The organism is Bacillus sp. FDAARGOS_1420 (assembly GCF_019344915.1).
GTDB lineage: Bacteria > Bacillota > Bacilli > Bacillales > Bacillaceae_G > Bacillus_A > Bacillus_A mycoides.
In genome coordinates, this window is the sequence record NZ_JAHWJB010000001.1 from 1,028,949 (window position 1) to 1,045,053 (window position 16,105).

At 34.1% G+C, this 16,105-nt stretch carries 13 protein-coding genes and 1 pseudogene; 10 read left to right on the forward strand and 4 right to left on the reverse strand.

The window, feature by feature from the left end; translation table 11 throughout:
- The first annotated feature begins 244 nt into the window (after positions 1-244).
- Positions 245-1,558, forward strand: coding sequence for an ArnT family glycosyltransferase (locus I6L50_RS05430; RefSeq protein WP_219300759.1), 1,314 nt, complete (start codon positions 245-247; stop codon positions 1,556-1,558).
- A gap of 67 nt (positions 1,559-1,625) precedes the next feature.
- Here the strand turns inward: I6L50_RS05430 and I6L50_RS35800 are convergent, their stop codons facing one another.
- From I6L50_RS35800 to I6L50_RS05440, 3 genes and pseudogenes are all read right to left on the reverse strand, one after another.
- Entirely contained in the window at positions 1,626-2,327 is a 702-nt protein-coding gene (locus tag I6L50_RS35800; protein ID WP_002184479.1) for a methyl-accepting chemotaxis protein, read from the reverse strand.
- Positions 2,328-2,426: 99 nt separating this feature from the next.
- Positions 2,427-2,924, reverse strand: a pseudogene (locus tag I6L50_RS35805) (protoglobin family protein); the annotation flags it as partial.
- A gap of 124 nt (positions 2,925-3,048) precedes the next feature.
- Positions 3,049-3,681: a trimeric intracellular cation channel family protein gene (locus I6L50_RS05440; protein WP_219300763.1), complete on the reverse strand. Its 633-nt coding sequence runs from the start codon at positions 3,679-3,681 to the stop codon at positions 3,049-3,051.
- 496 nt (positions 3,682-4,177) lie between these two features.
- Between I6L50_RS05440 and I6L50_RS05445 the strand changes: the two genes are divergently transcribed.
- The 8 genes from I6L50_RS05445 to I6L50_RS05480 all read left to right on the forward strand — a co-directional run bounded on the left by I6L50_RS05445 (position 4,178) and on the right by I6L50_RS05480 (position 13,461).
- A complete protein-coding gene (locus tag I6L50_RS05445; RefSeq protein WP_219300765.1) occupies positions 4,178-5,620 on the forward strand; it encodes an O-antigen ligase family protein in 1,443 nt (480 codons plus the stop codon).
- Positions 5,621-5,715: 95 nt separating this feature from the next.
- Positions 5,716-6,825 carry a glycosyltransferase gene (locus tag I6L50_RS05450; RefSeq protein ID WP_219300767.1) on the forward strand — a complete coding sequence of 370 codons (1,110 nt, stop codon included), beginning with the start codon at positions 5,716-5,718 and terminating at the stop codon, positions 6,823-6,825.
- 21 nt (positions 6,826-6,846) lie between these two features.
- Entirely contained in the window at positions 6,847-7,587 is a 741-nt protein-coding gene (locus I6L50_RS05455) for a WecB/TagA/CpsF family glycosyltransferase (protein WP_088033866.1), read from the forward strand.
- Between the two features lie 154 nt (positions 7,588-7,741).
- Positions 7,742-8,941 (forward strand): MFS transporter, encoded by a 1,200-nt coding sequence (locus tag I6L50_RS05460; protein ID WP_002138953.1) that lies wholly within the window; start codon positions 7,742-7,744, stop codon positions 8,939-8,941.
- Between the two features lie 208 nt (positions 8,942-9,149).
- Entirely contained in the window at positions 9,150-9,866 is a 717-nt protein-coding gene (locus tag I6L50_RS05465) for a LytR/AlgR family response regulator transcription factor (RefSeq protein ID WP_219300769.1), read from the forward strand.
- A gap of 122 nt (positions 9,867-9,988) precedes the next feature.
- Complete coding sequence (gene cstA, locus I6L50_RS05470; RefSeq protein ID WP_113936145.1) at positions 9,989-12,064, forward strand: carbon starvation protein CstA; 2,076 nt, start codon at positions 9,989-9,991, stop codon at positions 12,062-12,064.
- The gene (locus tag I6L50_RS05475; protein ID WP_002130134.1) at positions 12,057-12,260 is read left to right on the forward strand and encodes a YbdD/YjiX family protein; all 204 of its coding nucleotides are present in this window, start codon (positions 12,057-12,059) and stop codon (positions 12,258-12,260) included. The genes cstA and I6L50_RS05475 overlap by 8 nt, the downstream gene beginning before the upstream one ends.
- 145 nt (positions 12,261-12,405) lie before the next feature.
- On the forward strand, positions 12,406-13,461 hold the full coding sequence (locus I6L50_RS05480; protein WP_219300771.1) for a diguanylate cyclase: 1,056 nt from the start codon (positions 12,406-12,408) through the stop codon (positions 13,459-13,461).
- Between the two features lie 111 nt (positions 13,462-13,572).
- Here the strand turns inward: I6L50_RS05480 and pdxK are convergent, their stop codons facing one another.
- Positions 13,573-14,397 (reverse strand): pyridoxine/pyridoxal/pyridoxamine kinase, encoded by an 825-nt coding sequence (gene pdxK / locus I6L50_RS05485; protein ID WP_219300773.1) that lies wholly within the window; start codon positions 14,395-14,397, stop codon positions 13,573-13,575.
- 134 nt (positions 14,398-14,531) lie between these two features.
- Here pdxK and I6L50_RS05490 point away from each other — a divergent pair, with 134 nt between their 5' ends.
- Entirely contained in the window at positions 14,532-16,103 is a 1,572-nt protein-coding gene (locus tag I6L50_RS05490; RefSeq protein ID WP_219300775.1) for a GAF domain-containing sensor histidine kinase, read from the forward strand.
- The last annotated feature ends 2 nt before the right edge of the window (positions 16,104-16,105 follow it).

A 16,105-nucleotide genomic window follows, 5' to 3' on the forward strand; every position in this document is an offset into this window, starting at 1 on the left:
CTCATATTAGATACTTAATGAAGTAAAGTGTATTCTAAAAGATGATTAGTTAAACTTCTGTATTTGTATTCATGTAACTGAAAGAAAATTTATTTTATCTAAAATGTAGTGTAAAAGAGGATTCGCTTACATTGCAAGTGAAAAGTAATGACCATGTATTTGTCATAGAAATTCCCTGTTAACCTTGTGCCTATTCATGATAGAATCGTTTTGTTATGAATGGAAATAGAGGTGCAATGGACATATGAATCATATAAGAACAAATTTTTCTTCTTTCTTTAGTAAAATAATGATTGGTACGATACTCGCATTTTTTGTTTATAGTTGTTGGTCGGCTTTTGAAACAAGTAAGCAATTTTTTGGAGGAAGTACAACAAGTATTACAATCGTATTAGTGATTTTTATTATTCTTATTTTGTTAATAGCATCGATTTTGCAATATCGTTTTACAGATAAGCAATTTCTTATTTTTCTTATAAGCATATCTATAGTTGCAAGACTGATTACAGTTCTATTTGTAGACAGTCCGATGATAGGTGATATGAAAGCTATGTATGAGTCTGCAAAGCAGATTGCAATTGGCAATAATATAGAAAATATAGCACAGTTACCTTTTATTATTTATGAATCGATCATCATTCGTATATTTGGTGATACGGTATTCGCTTTACAATTATTTAATATTTTATTTTGTACAGGAACTGCATTTTTCATTTATCGCATTGCGTCAATGGTCTTTGGAGAAGAGTGTGGTCGTATTGCATCAATGTTTTACGCTTTATATATTCCCAATATATTTATGAGTTCTGTATTAACGGCGGAATCACTCGCAATATTTTTATTTTATTGTGCTTGTTACATATTTTTATATAAGGGATTAGACCATCCTTATATGTGGGTAATTTCAGCCATTTTATTTGCGCTTAGCAATATGATTTTCCCGATGGGGTTATTTTTACCTATTTTTATAGCTGCATATGTGCTGTTAATTGAAGTGTTTCAATCAGGGGCGAAACAAAAATTACTATTAAAAATGATAGGACTCCTTATTGTATTTTATAGTACTCATTTTGGTGTGAGTTATGGTATCAAGATGATGGGAATGTCACAGTATACAATTTCTAATGAGACTTATGTTCAAACTGTTTTAATTGGAAAAAGTCAAAGTGAAGAAAAAATATTCAAAAATCAAAGTGTAAAAGAGCATATTGATCAAGAGTTGAAAGAAATTGAAGAAGAAAGATTTAAACCCTTAAAACCGGTTATTAACAAATTTTCAGATGAGGGAACAAACTCTATTCTATTTAAAAGTGAAAAGCTTATATATATAGTGGTGACATTGTTTATGGCCATAGCTTTATTACATTTTCTAATCAAGAAACAACAAAATGAAGGATATATGTTGTTTGTATTATTAATTACCGGATATGTGTCGTTAAGGCTCTTCCGAGTAGATATGGCATATTATAATATTAGTATGCCAGCTTTGTTTATTTTACAAAGCTTTGGCGTTTATATGAGTTATTTTTATTGCCAAAAAATATTTTTCAGAAAATAAAAGAATCCATTTTGGATTCTTTTTTTGTAGATGGATGATAAGGATGAATGCAAAGTGGAGATTCGTCTTATCGGTTTAGTTCTAGTTGTAAATTATCCGCTGTTAAGGCCATTGTTGAGGAATCGTCTTGAATACTCTTCATTACTTGTGAGATAGTCTCTAATTCATTTTCAATTTTTTTATTTTGTTCTTTAGAGTTAGACATATCTTTTACGATTTCTTGGAAATATTGATCTGTCGCATGCATACTATCTGTCCCTTCAGATACGAGAGAGCTTATTTGTTCCACGGAAGAAGAGACGTGTATAATTTGTTCATTAGTTTTTTCAACGAGTTTTGTAACGTTGGAAATTGATTCTTTCGTTTGCTCTGATAACTTTCGGATTTCTCCCGCTACGACTGAAAAACCTTTACCAAATTCGCCAGCACGTGCAGATTCAATAGCAGCATTTAATGCTAGTAAATTTGTTTGCTCGGCGATTGATTTTACAATATCAATGATTTCGTTAATTTTGTTAGAAATATCAAGAAGCTCATGAGTATCAGTAATGATAGTTTCCATATTCGTTTGGATGCTTTCCATTCGTTTGTTTTGCAGATTTAATTGTTCTTTTCCTTTATTGGCCTTTTCTTCTGATGTCGTAGCTAATGATGTACCTGTTTTTGCAATTCCTACGATACTTTCTGATTTAGATGTTAACTGTTGAATAGAAGAGCTTGTTTTTTCAGATACTGCTGCTAGTTCTGTTGCAATATGTGTAATCGTCATAGCTGTCAGTTCTTTTTCTTTTTCATGTTCCTTTTGGATTCTTTCATATTCGGATTCATAAGCTGCAATAACAAGTTCTTGTTCTAATGTGAATAATTTATTTATTACGTTTATAGAATAAGAAAAATCGTCTATCGTTGAAATTTTCGTTTGCAAAATCTTCATGACGGAGCGGAATAATTCTTGATACGCAGCAGTATACCATTTTCTATGTAAACCAATTTGTACGTGCCTTTTTGCAATTCTAACACGTTGTTCAATAAAATCTTCATTCATATTCCCGCTGAACAATTCTTTAATATGTGTCTTTAAAGTTTGTTTTAATTTTGGAATAGAGCTGTAGCGTTCAATAACAGCAATTAAATTAGGTTGTTTTGTGATGTTGGTGTAGAATTTTTCTGTTATCCAATCTATTTCCTCATAAATAAATGGCTGTAATACTTTAACAATTTGTAAATCTTCCTTTGAAATATGTAGCATATCCATTTGAGTTTTTAGTTCAGAATTAGCAGGCACGTTAAATATGATTTGTTGGCCTTTGCTTAATTCAACTATACTGGTGTTTGTTTTATTTTTTTTAAAAACCCCAAGCATCATTCTTCCCCCTGTTTATAAAACGTTTTCATTTTTTTATTCTAATGTAATTATATATTTTTATATACAATTACTCTATAGTATATGGAATTGTATATAAATTAAGAGAATTCTATGTAGAATTCTCTTAATGGCCTTTATTAATTTTTGCATGTGTTTTAAAGAAAACTGGGAAATGTACATTATATATTACGGTGACTACACGAATAACGAATGTTATTAATAAACAAACATAGAAAGCTAAGACGTGTGCCCCCATTGCATGTGTAATTAGGAAACTAACTGCTCCTAAAATAGAAGCAATTGCATATATTTCTTTTCGGAATACATACGGGATATCTTGAGCGCAAATGTCGCGTAAAATACCGCCCCCAATACCTGTAATAACTCCCATTGAAACGACTAAAAACGAGGCGTCAACGTGATGTGACATTGCTGCATTTGCACCAATAGCTGTAAATACACCTAAACCAACAGCATCAGAAAGCATAATAACGACTTGAAGTTTATTAATGCGCTCAAAAAACATACATGTGAATAATGCTGATAGTACACTTACGAAAAAGTAAATGGGTTTTACAAATGCGACAGGAGGCAGGTTACCAATCATAATATCACGAATAATACCGCCGCCGAGCGCAGTAGCTACAGCTAAACAAAGGACACCAAATAAATCTAGATCTTTTTTCAAACCAACTAATGTACCAGAAATGGCAGCGGCGATAATGCCAAGAAACGTAAATCTATCGATTAATAACATGGCTTTAATTCCTTCCTCTTAAAGATGTTCCAGAGAAAAAATATACACTAAAGTTTTGGAAATAACAATTACTTTTCGCTACATGTAGAAAAATGGATGGAATAGCTAAAGAAAGCGTTTGAAAATGCTTGATAAGTAGCGATAAAGTAAAGTGAAAAAGTGTGGGAAGATTCATTGCATAGTTTTTTTGATGTAGCTTAGTTAGAGGGATGGTACAATAGGAGAAGTCCGTTTTGTACATTTGTATAAAATGATAAAAAAATATTTATGTACGGTCGAAAATAAGTGTATATGTGTTAGATAGTTTTTATAGGGATAGGGAAGGATAGCTAAAAGACAATGTTTTCGGTTACTAATAATGCTGGATTTGACTAGTTTCGGCATGAAAAATAGTTCTCAATTTAAATATGAGTTATGTTATAATTGCTAGGTATGTTTAAACAGTAGAAAACTATGATTAAAAGATAATGTGAAGATTTTGTATGGAGGTCTTGGAATGTTAGCAAATCAAGCTAGGGTTAGATTTGAGCATTTTTTGCTCATTTTTATTATTTTACAGCCTGTTTTAGATTTATTAACGTCTCTTAGCATTGAGTTATTAAAAGTAAATGCGACAGTTGGAATTATGGTAAGATTCCTCATTATGGCAATGGGTGGTATTTATATTTTAATTCAGGCAAAAGAAAGAGAAAATAGGAAGTTTTTGATTTATCTTGTATTACTAGGAGCTATATTAGGAATAGGATTTATTAATAATAAGTTAATCAAGAGTCCTATTGTAATCGCAGAAGAAGTTAAATTCATTGGAAAAGCATTGTATATATATATTATGCTTGTTTCATACATTTTAGCTTTAAAATCACTGAAGAAGACAGTAAATATTAGCGATAAAGTTAGAAATAACATTGTGTATTCAACATTAATTATTAATGCTATTATGGTTATTTCTATTACAACTTCTACAGACTTTGGAAGTTATGAGTGGATGAAGGTTGGTTCCCGAGGATGGTTCTATGCAGGTAATGAACTAGGGTCAATCTTAGCTATTATTTTCCCTATTGTGGTATTATATTCTATTCAAAAAACAAAGAGCGTGAAGCACGTTTTATATTGGATTCCATCGCTTCTAATGATTTACTCTTTAATTCAAGTTGGTACGAAAGTAGGAATGGGCTCAATTGGTGCTACATTAGCGGCAGCAATCGGGATTATTGTACTACAATTATTATTTGATAGAAGAAATCCGAACAAAAAATCTCTTACACTTAATGCATTAATTGCGATTGTCCTATTAGCTGGTGTAGTTGGAACTTTTAAAATGACGCCATTAGCACAAAATATGGGCATTCATAATAACTATTTAGCAGAACAAAATGTAGCACAGCACGGTCAAAAAGAACAAGAAATTAAAGAAAAAGAAGAAAAACAACATAAAGTTGAGAAACCAGAAGAAAAGGCGAAGGTAGAAGCTGAAGTTAAGAAAGAGCTTGAGAAAGAGCAAAAGAAAGAGAATCAAGAGAATCTTATTTTCAGTGGACGTCAAGTATATGAAGAGAGACATAAGCAGTTCTTTAAAGAAGCGCCAACGTCACAAAAGTTATTAGGAATGGGTTATGCAGGTAACTATAAATATAATGAACAAAAGCAGCCAGATCCGAAGCTAATCGAAATGGACTTCCATGATTGGTTTTATGATTTCGGAATTATTGGTTTTGCGTTAATGATGATTCCATTTATTTATTACGGCGTAAGAATCCTACTAGCATTTGTTACAAGATTTAAGGAAATATTTAATGTGAAATATGGAATGATTACAGCAAGCTTAGTATTAGCATTAGGTATTGCATATATTGCAGGACATATTTTGACAGCACCAGGAGTAGGGATTTACTTTGTAGTGGTGTTAGCTTATCTAATCGTAGATTTAGAAATTGAATGATAAAAATAAAAGCTAACTTTTGTTAGCTTTTATTTTTTAGTACAGTAAAATAAAGATAGATGGAAATGTAGCGAGGATTTAAAGGAGGAAAAAATATGAGGATATTGCATATGAATGCAGGAGCAGAAGATGGTGGAGGAAAAACACATATTATTTCACTGCTCGATCAATTTCCGAATGGTGAAGTAGAATTAGCAGTATTTGAAGATGGAATTGTTGCGAAAGAAGCAAGAGAGCTAGGAATAAAAGTTCATGTGTTTTCACAAAAATCTCGCTATGATTTATCCATTTTAAAGAACATAAGTGAATTCATTAATAAAGAAAAATTTGATGTAGTTCATACACACGGTCCTAGGGCGAATTTCTTTGTTTCTCTAATGAAGAAGAAATTCGCGGCAAAATGGGTTACGACAATTCATAGTGATCCATTTCAAGACTTTACTAAACAAGGCTTAAAAGGCTGGATTTTTACTAAATTAAATTTGAAAGCTTTAAAAAATATAGATTTATTTTTTGTTGTAACGAATAGGTTGAAAAAAAGCTTAGCCGCATTAGGTATTTCAAATGAAAAGATGCATGTTATCTATAACGGGATTGAATATGATCAGGAAAAAGCAGATGGCTATAATAAAAAGGAAATGTTTAATATTGATGAAGATGTGTTTACGGCAATCCAAGTAGCGCGTTTGCATCCTGTTAAAGGACATGAAGTTTTATTCGATGCGTTACAACAAACAAAATTGGAGAAAATTAAAGTGTTATTAGTTGGTGACGGGCCGTTAGAAAGAGAACTAAAGGCGTTAGCTACTGAAAAAGGGATTAATGATAAAGTTGAATTTTTAGGGCATCGTCAAGATGTGAAACAATTATTTGCTTCATCACATGTCAATTTGTTAACTTCCCATAGCGAAGGATTTCCATTAGTTTTATTAGAAGCGGCAAATCAACGTGTACCATCAATTGTGACTAGAGCTGGAGAAATCGAACCATTAATTGCAGATGAAACTTATGGGTGGATTGTACCAACTGGTGATGGAAAAGCATTGGCAGCGGCATTAGAAGAGGCGTATGATAAGTGGAAAACTGGAGAGTTATCAGTAATGGGCAAGCACATTTATGAGCATGCTACTATGAACTTCTCACTTCAAAAGTTATATGAAGATACGAAAGAAACATATAAGCAATTAATAGCAAAAAACCTTTAATGATAGAGAGGATAGTTAAATATGGCAGTACAAACGGTTGATATTCTAGGTGTTCCTTTCTCTACAATGACAATGGATGAAACGGTCCAATATTTAAAGGAACAACTAGAATTGGAGCAAACTCATACTTTTCAGGTAGTAACAGCAAACCCTGAAATTGTTATGTGCGCAAAAAAGGATGAAAAATTCCATAAAACATTACTAAATACCGATTTAATTACACCTGATGGTATTGGGGTTGTAAAAGCAAGTGGTATGCTTGGTACACCTGTAAAAGAACGTGTAGCAGGTTTTGATTTAATGTGTAATTTATTTGCGAAGTTATCAGAAGAGAATAAACCAGTATCTGTTTTCTTATTAGGTGCAAAACCACATGTTGTACAAGCCGCGGCTGATCATTTAACGAAGACATATTCGGCTGCATCTATCGTGGGGATACAAGATGGATATTTTAAACAAGAAGAAGAAGAGAATATTGTTTCACGTATTCAAGAGGCAAAACCAGATCTATTACTTGTTGCACTTGGCTTTCCAAGACAAGAAAACTTTATCCAAAACAATAAGCATCGTTTAGAAACGAAAATGGCTGTTGGAGTAGGCGGTAGTTTAGATGTGTGGGCTGGAGAGGTAAAGCGTGCGCCAAAATGGATTCAATCTATTCATTTAGAGTGGTTTTACAGATTATGTAGTAATCCAACACGTTGGCGTCGTCAGTTAGTATTAGCTGAATTTTTAAAAGAAGTAATGCGTTCAAAAAAGTAGCGGAATATCGCTACTTTTTTTTATTTGTTTATTTTTGATAAACATTTTACTTTTGGGAATGATGAAGGAGAATTTTTTATAAGAAATTATTTTACTTATGCAATACACACATGTAAAATGATGTGTAAAGACACCTGTGTAAGGAGGACTTCTTGTGAGCAAGGTAAAAGAAATTTCGAAGCGAAAGCTACTGGGTATAGCAGGGCTTGGCTGGCTATTTGATGCAATGGATGTTGGAATGCTTTCATTTGTAATCGTAGCACTCCAAAAAGATTGGGGATTAAGTACTCAAGAAATGGGTTGGATAGGTAGCGTTAATTCAATTGGTATGGCAGTAGGAGCGCTCCTTTTTGGGATACTATCAGATAAAATAGGACGGAAATCAGTCTTTATTATTACATTATTACTATTTTCTATCGGTAGTGGTTTAACTGCTTTAACGACGACATTCGCGATGTTCCTCGTTTTACGCTTTTTAATTGGTATGGGACTTGGCGGGGAACTTCCAGTTGCATCTACTCTTGTATCAGAAAGTGTTGAAGCGCACGAACGTGGAAAAATAGTTGTACTATTAGAAAGCTTTTGGGCTGGTGGTTGGTTAATCGCAGCTCTTATCTCATATTTTGTTATTCCTAAATACGGTTGGGAAGTTGCTATGGTAATAAGTGCAGTTCCAGCGTTATATGCTTTATATTTAAGATGGAATTTACCCGATTCTCCAAGGTTTCAAAAGGTTGCAAAAAGGCCATCTGTTATTGAAAATATAAAATCGGTTTGGTCTGGAGAATATCGTAAAGCAACAATTATGTTATGGATTCTATGGTTTTGTGTGGTCTTTTCCTATTATGGAATGTTCCTTTGGTTACCTAGTGTAATGGTACTGAAAGGCTTTAGTTTAATAAAAAGTTTTCAGTACGTACTCATTATGACTTTAGCTCAACTTCCAGGATATTTCACAGCTGCATGGTTTATTGAACGTCTTGGTCGTAAATTTGTATTGGTTACGTATTTAATTGGTACAGCATGTAGTGCTTATGTGTTCGGAATTGCGGATTCATTAACAGCATTAATAGTGGCGGGTATGTTACTATCCTTCTTTAATTTAGGTGCTTGGGGTGCATTATACGCTTATACACCGGAACAGTATCCAACAACTATTCGCGGTACAGGTGCAGGAATGGCAGCTGCATTTGGGCGTATTGGTGGTATTCTTGGACCACTATTAGTAGGATATTTAGTTGCTTCACAAGCCTCACTATCGCTAATATTTACGATTTTCTGTGGATCAATTTTAATTGGGGCACTTGCTGTAGTTATACTTGGTCAAGAAACGAAACAGAGGGAATTAGTATAAAGAGAAACCTTAATCAGTGGTGTTTTGTCCATCAACCACTGATTATTAGCCCGCACCAATCGGGATAAAAGAAAAGGGGAACCAAAGTGGTTTCCTTTTTTCTGTTTTTTTAGATAAATAATGGTATAGTAAGAAAAAGGGAATGTTTCTTACTAAAGCGAATGTATACAACAAGACATATGGACAAAGGAATTAGGTGGCTGGATAAATGAAAATCTTACTTATCATGGAAGAAACAGAAGAGCGAAGAAAATTAGTTGAGAACTTTACTGAAAACATTCGAAATGTAGAATGTTTTGAAGCGAAAACTGGAACAGAATCTTTGCTAATAATGAAAAAACATACACCTGATTTTGTTTTTTTAAATTCGCAATTAATGGATGGTACTGGTTTTGAATATTCGAGTTTGTTACGAGAAGTGAATTCTTATACGAAATTTATTTTTATTGGTGAGGATATAGAAGAGGCAATTACAGCTTTTCGTTTCCAAGCGTTTTATTATTTATTACGACCATTTCGTGAAGAAGATTTACAATTCATTTTATATAAAATGGGAAAAGAACAAGGTGAGAAAGCAAAGAGTCATCTGCGTAAACTGCCGATAGAAGGCCATGAGGGGATTAGATATATTCTCCCGGAGGATATTGTATATATTAGTAAAAATAAGGAAAACAAAACAGTTTCAATTTATACAACGAATAATCAGTATATTTCAACATACACACTCCAGGAATTAGAAAATAAACTAAATGCATATGATTTTTTACGTGTACATAAAAGCTATTTAATTAATATGTCATATGTACAAGAACTTAAACCTTATTATAATGGCACGTATAATTTGCATTTAGACAGGTACGATGAGCAACCGATTCCAGTAAGCCGTAATTATGTAAAACGGCTTCGAAATAAAATTGAGCTATGACAAGTAATGAGAGAATTTTAACATAATAGCCTAGAAATCCTTCATGATAAGGAGGATTCAAATTAAATATTCAGAAAATTTAGTACAATCTCCTCTAAGAAGTAGTAATGGGGGGATTGTACGTGAAAACATTGAAATCAATTTTACTTTGGGGAGTTATTGCAGCGGTAGGAGCATCTGCTTTTGGTGTAATAGCTTTATCACAAGGTGAGACAATTAATGCTGTATGGCTATTAGTTGCTGCTGTATCAGTGTATGCGATTGCTTATCGCTTTTATAGTAGATTTATAGCAAGGAAAGTTTTTGGCCTAGATAATAATAGGCAAACGCCTGCTCATACGTTAAATGATGGGAAGGATTATGTTCCAACAAATAAATGGGTTTTATTCGGACATCATTTCGCTGCGATTGCAGGGGCGGGTCCTTTAGTAGGACCAATTTTGGCGGCGCAGATGGGGTATTTACCTGGAACTATTTGGATTATCGTTGGGGTAGTTATTGCCGGAGCTGTACAAGATTTTGTAATTTTATTTGCTTCAATGAGACGTAATGGTAAATCATTAGGAGAAATGATTAAAGATGAAATTGGTCCTGTTACAGGATTAATTGCGATGATTGGTATTTTAGGTATTATGATAATTTTATTAGCAGTATTAGCTTTAGTAGTTGTGAAGGCACTTGTTGGAAGCCCATGGGGAATGTTTACAATCGCAGCAACAATTCCAATTGCCATTTTAATGGGAGTTTACATGCGTTACATTAGACCAGGACGAGTAGGGGAAGGATCAGTAATCGGTATTGTTCTACTAGTCCTATCGCTTATTGGTGGACAGTATGTAGCAGAAAATCCAACGCTTGCAAGTATGTTTACTTTTAGTGGTGAAACAATTGCTATTATGCTTATCGTATATGGATTCATTGCATCGGCATTACCAGTTTGGATGCTCCTTGCACCACGTGATTATTTAAGTACATTTTTAAAAATAGGAACGATACTTGGATTAGCAATTGGTATTTTAATTGTAGCTCCAGATTTGAAGATGCCGGCAGTATCTAAGTTTATTGATGGAACAGGCCCTGTCTTCTCCGGGAATTTATTTCCGTTCTTATTTATTACAATAGCTTGCGGTGCTGTCTCTGGATTCCACGCTCTCGTTTCATCAGGTACGACGCCGAAAATGATTGAGCAAGAAGGTCATGCACAGCCAATTGGTTATGGGGCAATGTTAATGGAATCATTTGTAGCAGCGATGGCTATGATTGCAGCTTGTGTATTAACACCAGGAACTTATTTTGCAATTAATAGTCCAGCAGCACTGATCGGAACAGATGTATCACAAGCGGCCCAAGTTATTTCTTCGTGGGGATTTGCTATTACACCGAATGAATTAAAAGAACTTGCTGTTAACGTTGGAGAACAGACCATTTTATCACGTACAGGTGGCGCACCAACATTAGCAATTGGTATGGCACATATATTTTCACAAGTAATAGGTGGAACGGCGATGATGGCATTTTGGTACCATTTTGCCATTCTTTTTGAAGCACTATTTATTTTAACAACGATTGATGCTGGAACACGTGTAGGACGATTTATGATTCAAGATATTTTAGGGCATGTGTACAAGCCGTTTGCGAAAACAGATTCCACAATAGCGAATGTGGTTGCTACAACGTTATGTGTATTAGGCTGGGGGTACTTCTTATATCAAGGGGTGGTTGACCCTCTCGGTGGAATTAATACGCTATGGCCACTTTTCGGTATTGCAAATCAAATGTTAGCGGGGATTGCACTATTACTTGGAACGACAATTTTATTCAAAATGGGGAAAAAGGCATACGTTTGGGTAACGCTTATTCCGACTATAGGATTACTTATTGTAACGATGACAGCTGGTTATCAAAAGTTATTTCATGAAAATCCTAAAATAGGATTTCTATCACATGCGAAAGTATTTCAGGGAGCATTAGATGATGGTAAGATATTAGCTCCAGCTAAAAATGTTGCGCAAATGAAACAAATTATTTTTAATGACTATATTGATGCGGCACTTTGTGGAATTTTTATGATAGTTGTAATTGCTGTATTAATTTCTGCAATTCGAATTTGGATTCAAGTATTAAGAAATAAGCCAATGCCGTTAAAAGAGGCACCATATATTCCAAAAGATGAAAGTGAGTCGAGGAACTATGCTTAAAAATTTACGGAACGTATGGGGAAAGAGAAAGCAATTTATTAGTTTACTTGTCGGAGTTCCAAGTTATGAAACGTATGTAAATCACATGAAAATAAATCATCCAGAAGAGAAAATTTTATGCCAAAAGCAATTTTTTGCTGAGGCACAAGAAGCTAGATTTAATGCAAAAGGCGGAAAAATATCACGATGTTGTTAATGGAAGGGGCGAAATTTCGTCCCTTTTTATTTTGTTGTTCCACGTGGAACAACAAAATAAAAAAGTTTGGGAATTATAGGGATTTCGTAATACAATAACATATGGAAAGGGATAGATGGAAAAGAAAAAGTAGGGAGATTATTTTATGTTCAGAGATCTATTTGTAAATATGACAATTATTCTTTCCTTTATCTTTGTAGGTGGTCAGCTTTTAAGAGATAAGCCGTTAAAAGAGGGATTCGCTGTTTGGCAAAAATGTGTAGTAGGTATTTTTACTGGGATATTAGGTGTATTATTAATGCATTTTGGTGTACATATTGAAGATAGTCTGTTGGATTTACGTTACTTGGCAGTTATTTTGGCAGTTATAATTGGGGGGCCGATAGCCAGTAGTATAACAGTTGCTATCATTTTAATAACTCGGCTACTTTTTACTGATTACTCTTTAGCCTCTGAGTTGGCTTGCTATACCATCATAGTAACCGGAATTGGTATTGTCTTCATTTGGCGGATGAAAATTTCTATATTTACAAAGTGGATATGGCTTAATGTGTATAGCTTGTCTATTTTAATATTACCACTGTCTATTTTATTTAAGGATGTATCTGTAGTGGTATTATATTTAATTTGTTGTATTGTAGCGGCATACATCACATTTGTAAGTGCAAGTTACGTATTGCAATCCAATGAATTATTTCAAACGATGAAGCATTATGCAACGATAGATGCATTAACGAATCTAGGAAATGTAAGACAGTTTGATTTCGAGATGAATCGTCATATTGGTAGCAAGCATATGAAAAATGATTCACTTTGTTTATTACTTATAGATATTGATCACTTTAAGTATGTAAATGATACGTACGGTCATCCTGCTGGAGATGAAGTGTTAAAACAACTAGGGCGTATTTTGTTAGAAAATGCACCATTCCCAAATTTAGTCTTTCGAAAGGGTGGCGAAGAGTTTGCTCTGTTGTTACCGAAAAAAATGATAGCATTTGGAACCCGTATAGGGGAACAAATTCGACTAGCAGTTGAAAAGCATTCATTTCAACTGCAAAATGGGGAAAAAATTAAAATTACAGTTTCTGTTGGGCTTTCAGAATATAAAAAATCACCTGAGCAATTTATTCAATCAGCGGATGATGCGTTATATTATTCAAAAAGAAATGGTAGAAACAAGGTTAGTTCAGCATCATAGGAATTTGGGGAGTACTTTAAAACATTTCTGTAAAGTAATTAAAACCCACAGAACAATAAATGTTCTGTGGGTTTTAATCCATTTTTAAATTTATTAATAAAAAGCTTTATGTTAGACAAGTTCTTTCGGTGCAACGAATTTGCGGTATGCACCGTGATGTGTTGGTCCTACATATTCGTTAATCTTAAATGAATGACGAATTGCAGCTGTGATGAATTCTTTCGCAGTTTTTACTGCTTCTTTCACCGTTTTTCCTTTTGCAAGTTCTGCTGTAATTGCAGCAGAATATGTACAACCTGCACCGTGTGTATTTGTCGTATCAATCTTTTCTGATTCTAGAAGATCGAATGTTTCGCCGTCATATAACACATCAATAGCAGTTTCTGTACCTAGTTTGCTACCACCTTTAATCAGTACGTATTTAGCGCCTAAAGCATGGGTTTTTTTTGCAGCTTCTTTCATGTCCTCAAGAGAATTAATTTTCACACCACTTAATTGATATGCTTCAAATAAGTTAGGCGTTACGACTAATGCCTTTGGAACAAGAACGTCACGTAAGCAGTCATTTGTTTCAGGATGTAACGCTTCATCCGCTCCTTTACATACCATAACAGGATCAACTACTACATTTTCGAAATTGTGCTTTTCAATTGTTTCCGCAACCATTTCGATAATTTCTACTGATCCAAGCATACCCGTTTTTAAAGCATCTACGCCAACGCCTTCAATTGTCGTTTCTAATTGTGGTTTTAATGTAGAAGCTGGGATTGGGAATACGTTATGTGCCCAGCCGTTATGTGGATCCATCGTTACGATTGTCGTAAGGGATGTCATTCCGTATACACCAAGTTCTTGGAATGTTTTTAAATCTGCTTGTATACCAGCACCGCCACTTGTGTCAGAACCAGCGATAGTAAGTGCCTTATTTAATGTCATTATGAAAGCCCCCTCAAGTGATATAATGAAAACTATGTTTTCACCATTATATCAATGTTACGAATAAGTACAAAGTGAAAAGTAGATGATTTATGTTAAGTACTATTTAAAATCTTGTATGTAGGAGACGAATTATGTTTCAAGAGAATCGTACAAATGAATTAGTTATATTAAAAGAGATTGCAGAAACGTTGAATACCTCAAATGATACATATCACGTACTTCAAGCTGTGCTGGAAAAGCTGTTGAATGTAACTGGTTTAACGACAGGATGGATTTTCCTTGCGGATGAAAATGGTAGATATACAAAATTAATTGATTACCAATTACCAGAGGGATTGAAATTCGAAAATAAACGACCGATGTGTGAGGGGAATTGCTGGTGCTTACACCGCTTTGTGGAAGGAAAACTAGAGCGAGCAGTTAATATTATTGAATGTAAGAGAATTAATAATGCGATTGAATACAACTGGGGAGATACAGAAGGGATTGTACATCATGCGACAGTACCGCTAAAAGCGGGAGAAGATGAATTTGGCGTGTTAAATGTAGCTAGCCCAGGTAAAACGCATTTTTCGGAAGAAGAATTAGTACTATTACAATCAGTTGCCTTTCAAATTGGAACGGCATTAAAGCGTACAAAACTGTATGAAAATGAAAAGAGAAGAGCTCATTATTATGTAAAGTTAGAACGCTTTATTCAAGCTTTAAGGACAATTCATAAATTTAATGCATTACCAGAAGAGATTGTAATGCAAATAGGGAGCTTATTTCTATGGGAGCAAGTTGTATTCTTTATTAGAGAAGAAAATGAACTAGCTGTGAGAGCTTCTTATAAGAAAGGTGAACTACAAGATGATTTGAGGGCAGCAGCACAGGAAGCGTTGGAAAAAGAAGAATCTGTTTTGTTGAAGCGTCAGGTTGGTAATATAGAACATCCCAATAGGGCAGTTATCGCTATTCCGATACATATTCAAGATCATATATTTGGAGTATTAAGTGTAAGTTCTAATAATGGAGAATTTGATATAAATACGATAGATGTAGTACAAGCGTTAGCAAATCATATTTCATTAATGATAGAGAACTTAAGATTAAATGAAAAACGCCGCGAACTTGTACGAATGGAAGAGCGTAATCGTTTAGCTAGAGATTTACATGATTCTGTTTCACAAAAGTTGTTTTCATTAACGTTTATGACGAAAGGCGCTGAAGCTGTCTTAAAGGGTCAAAATGAAAAGGTAGATCAGTCTTTGTATGAGATGCGTGAATTAGCACAAGGTGCCTTAAAAGAAATGAGGACATTAATTTGGCAGCTCCGTCCGGCTGGATTAGAGAAAGGGTTAGTACTAGCTTTAAAGCAATATGGTGAAAGTTTAGGATTGAAAATTCGGGAACAAGTTACAGGTGTACGTGATTTGCCGCGTGTAGTAGAAGAAGCGCTATGGCGAATTGGACAAGAAGCTTTAAATAACGTAAGTAAGCATGCGAATGTAAGAGAAGCGACGATTTATTTCAAAGTGACGGAGAAAAATGTATCATTAGAAATAGTCGATCAAGGAAATGGGTTTGTAGAAAAGGATATAAAAGAGAAGAAATCACTCGGTATGACTACGATGCGTGAAAGAGTAGAATTAGTTGGTGGAACAATTAAAATTGTAAGTAGTAAGAAACGAACGAGTATAAAAGTAAATGTACCATTATGATG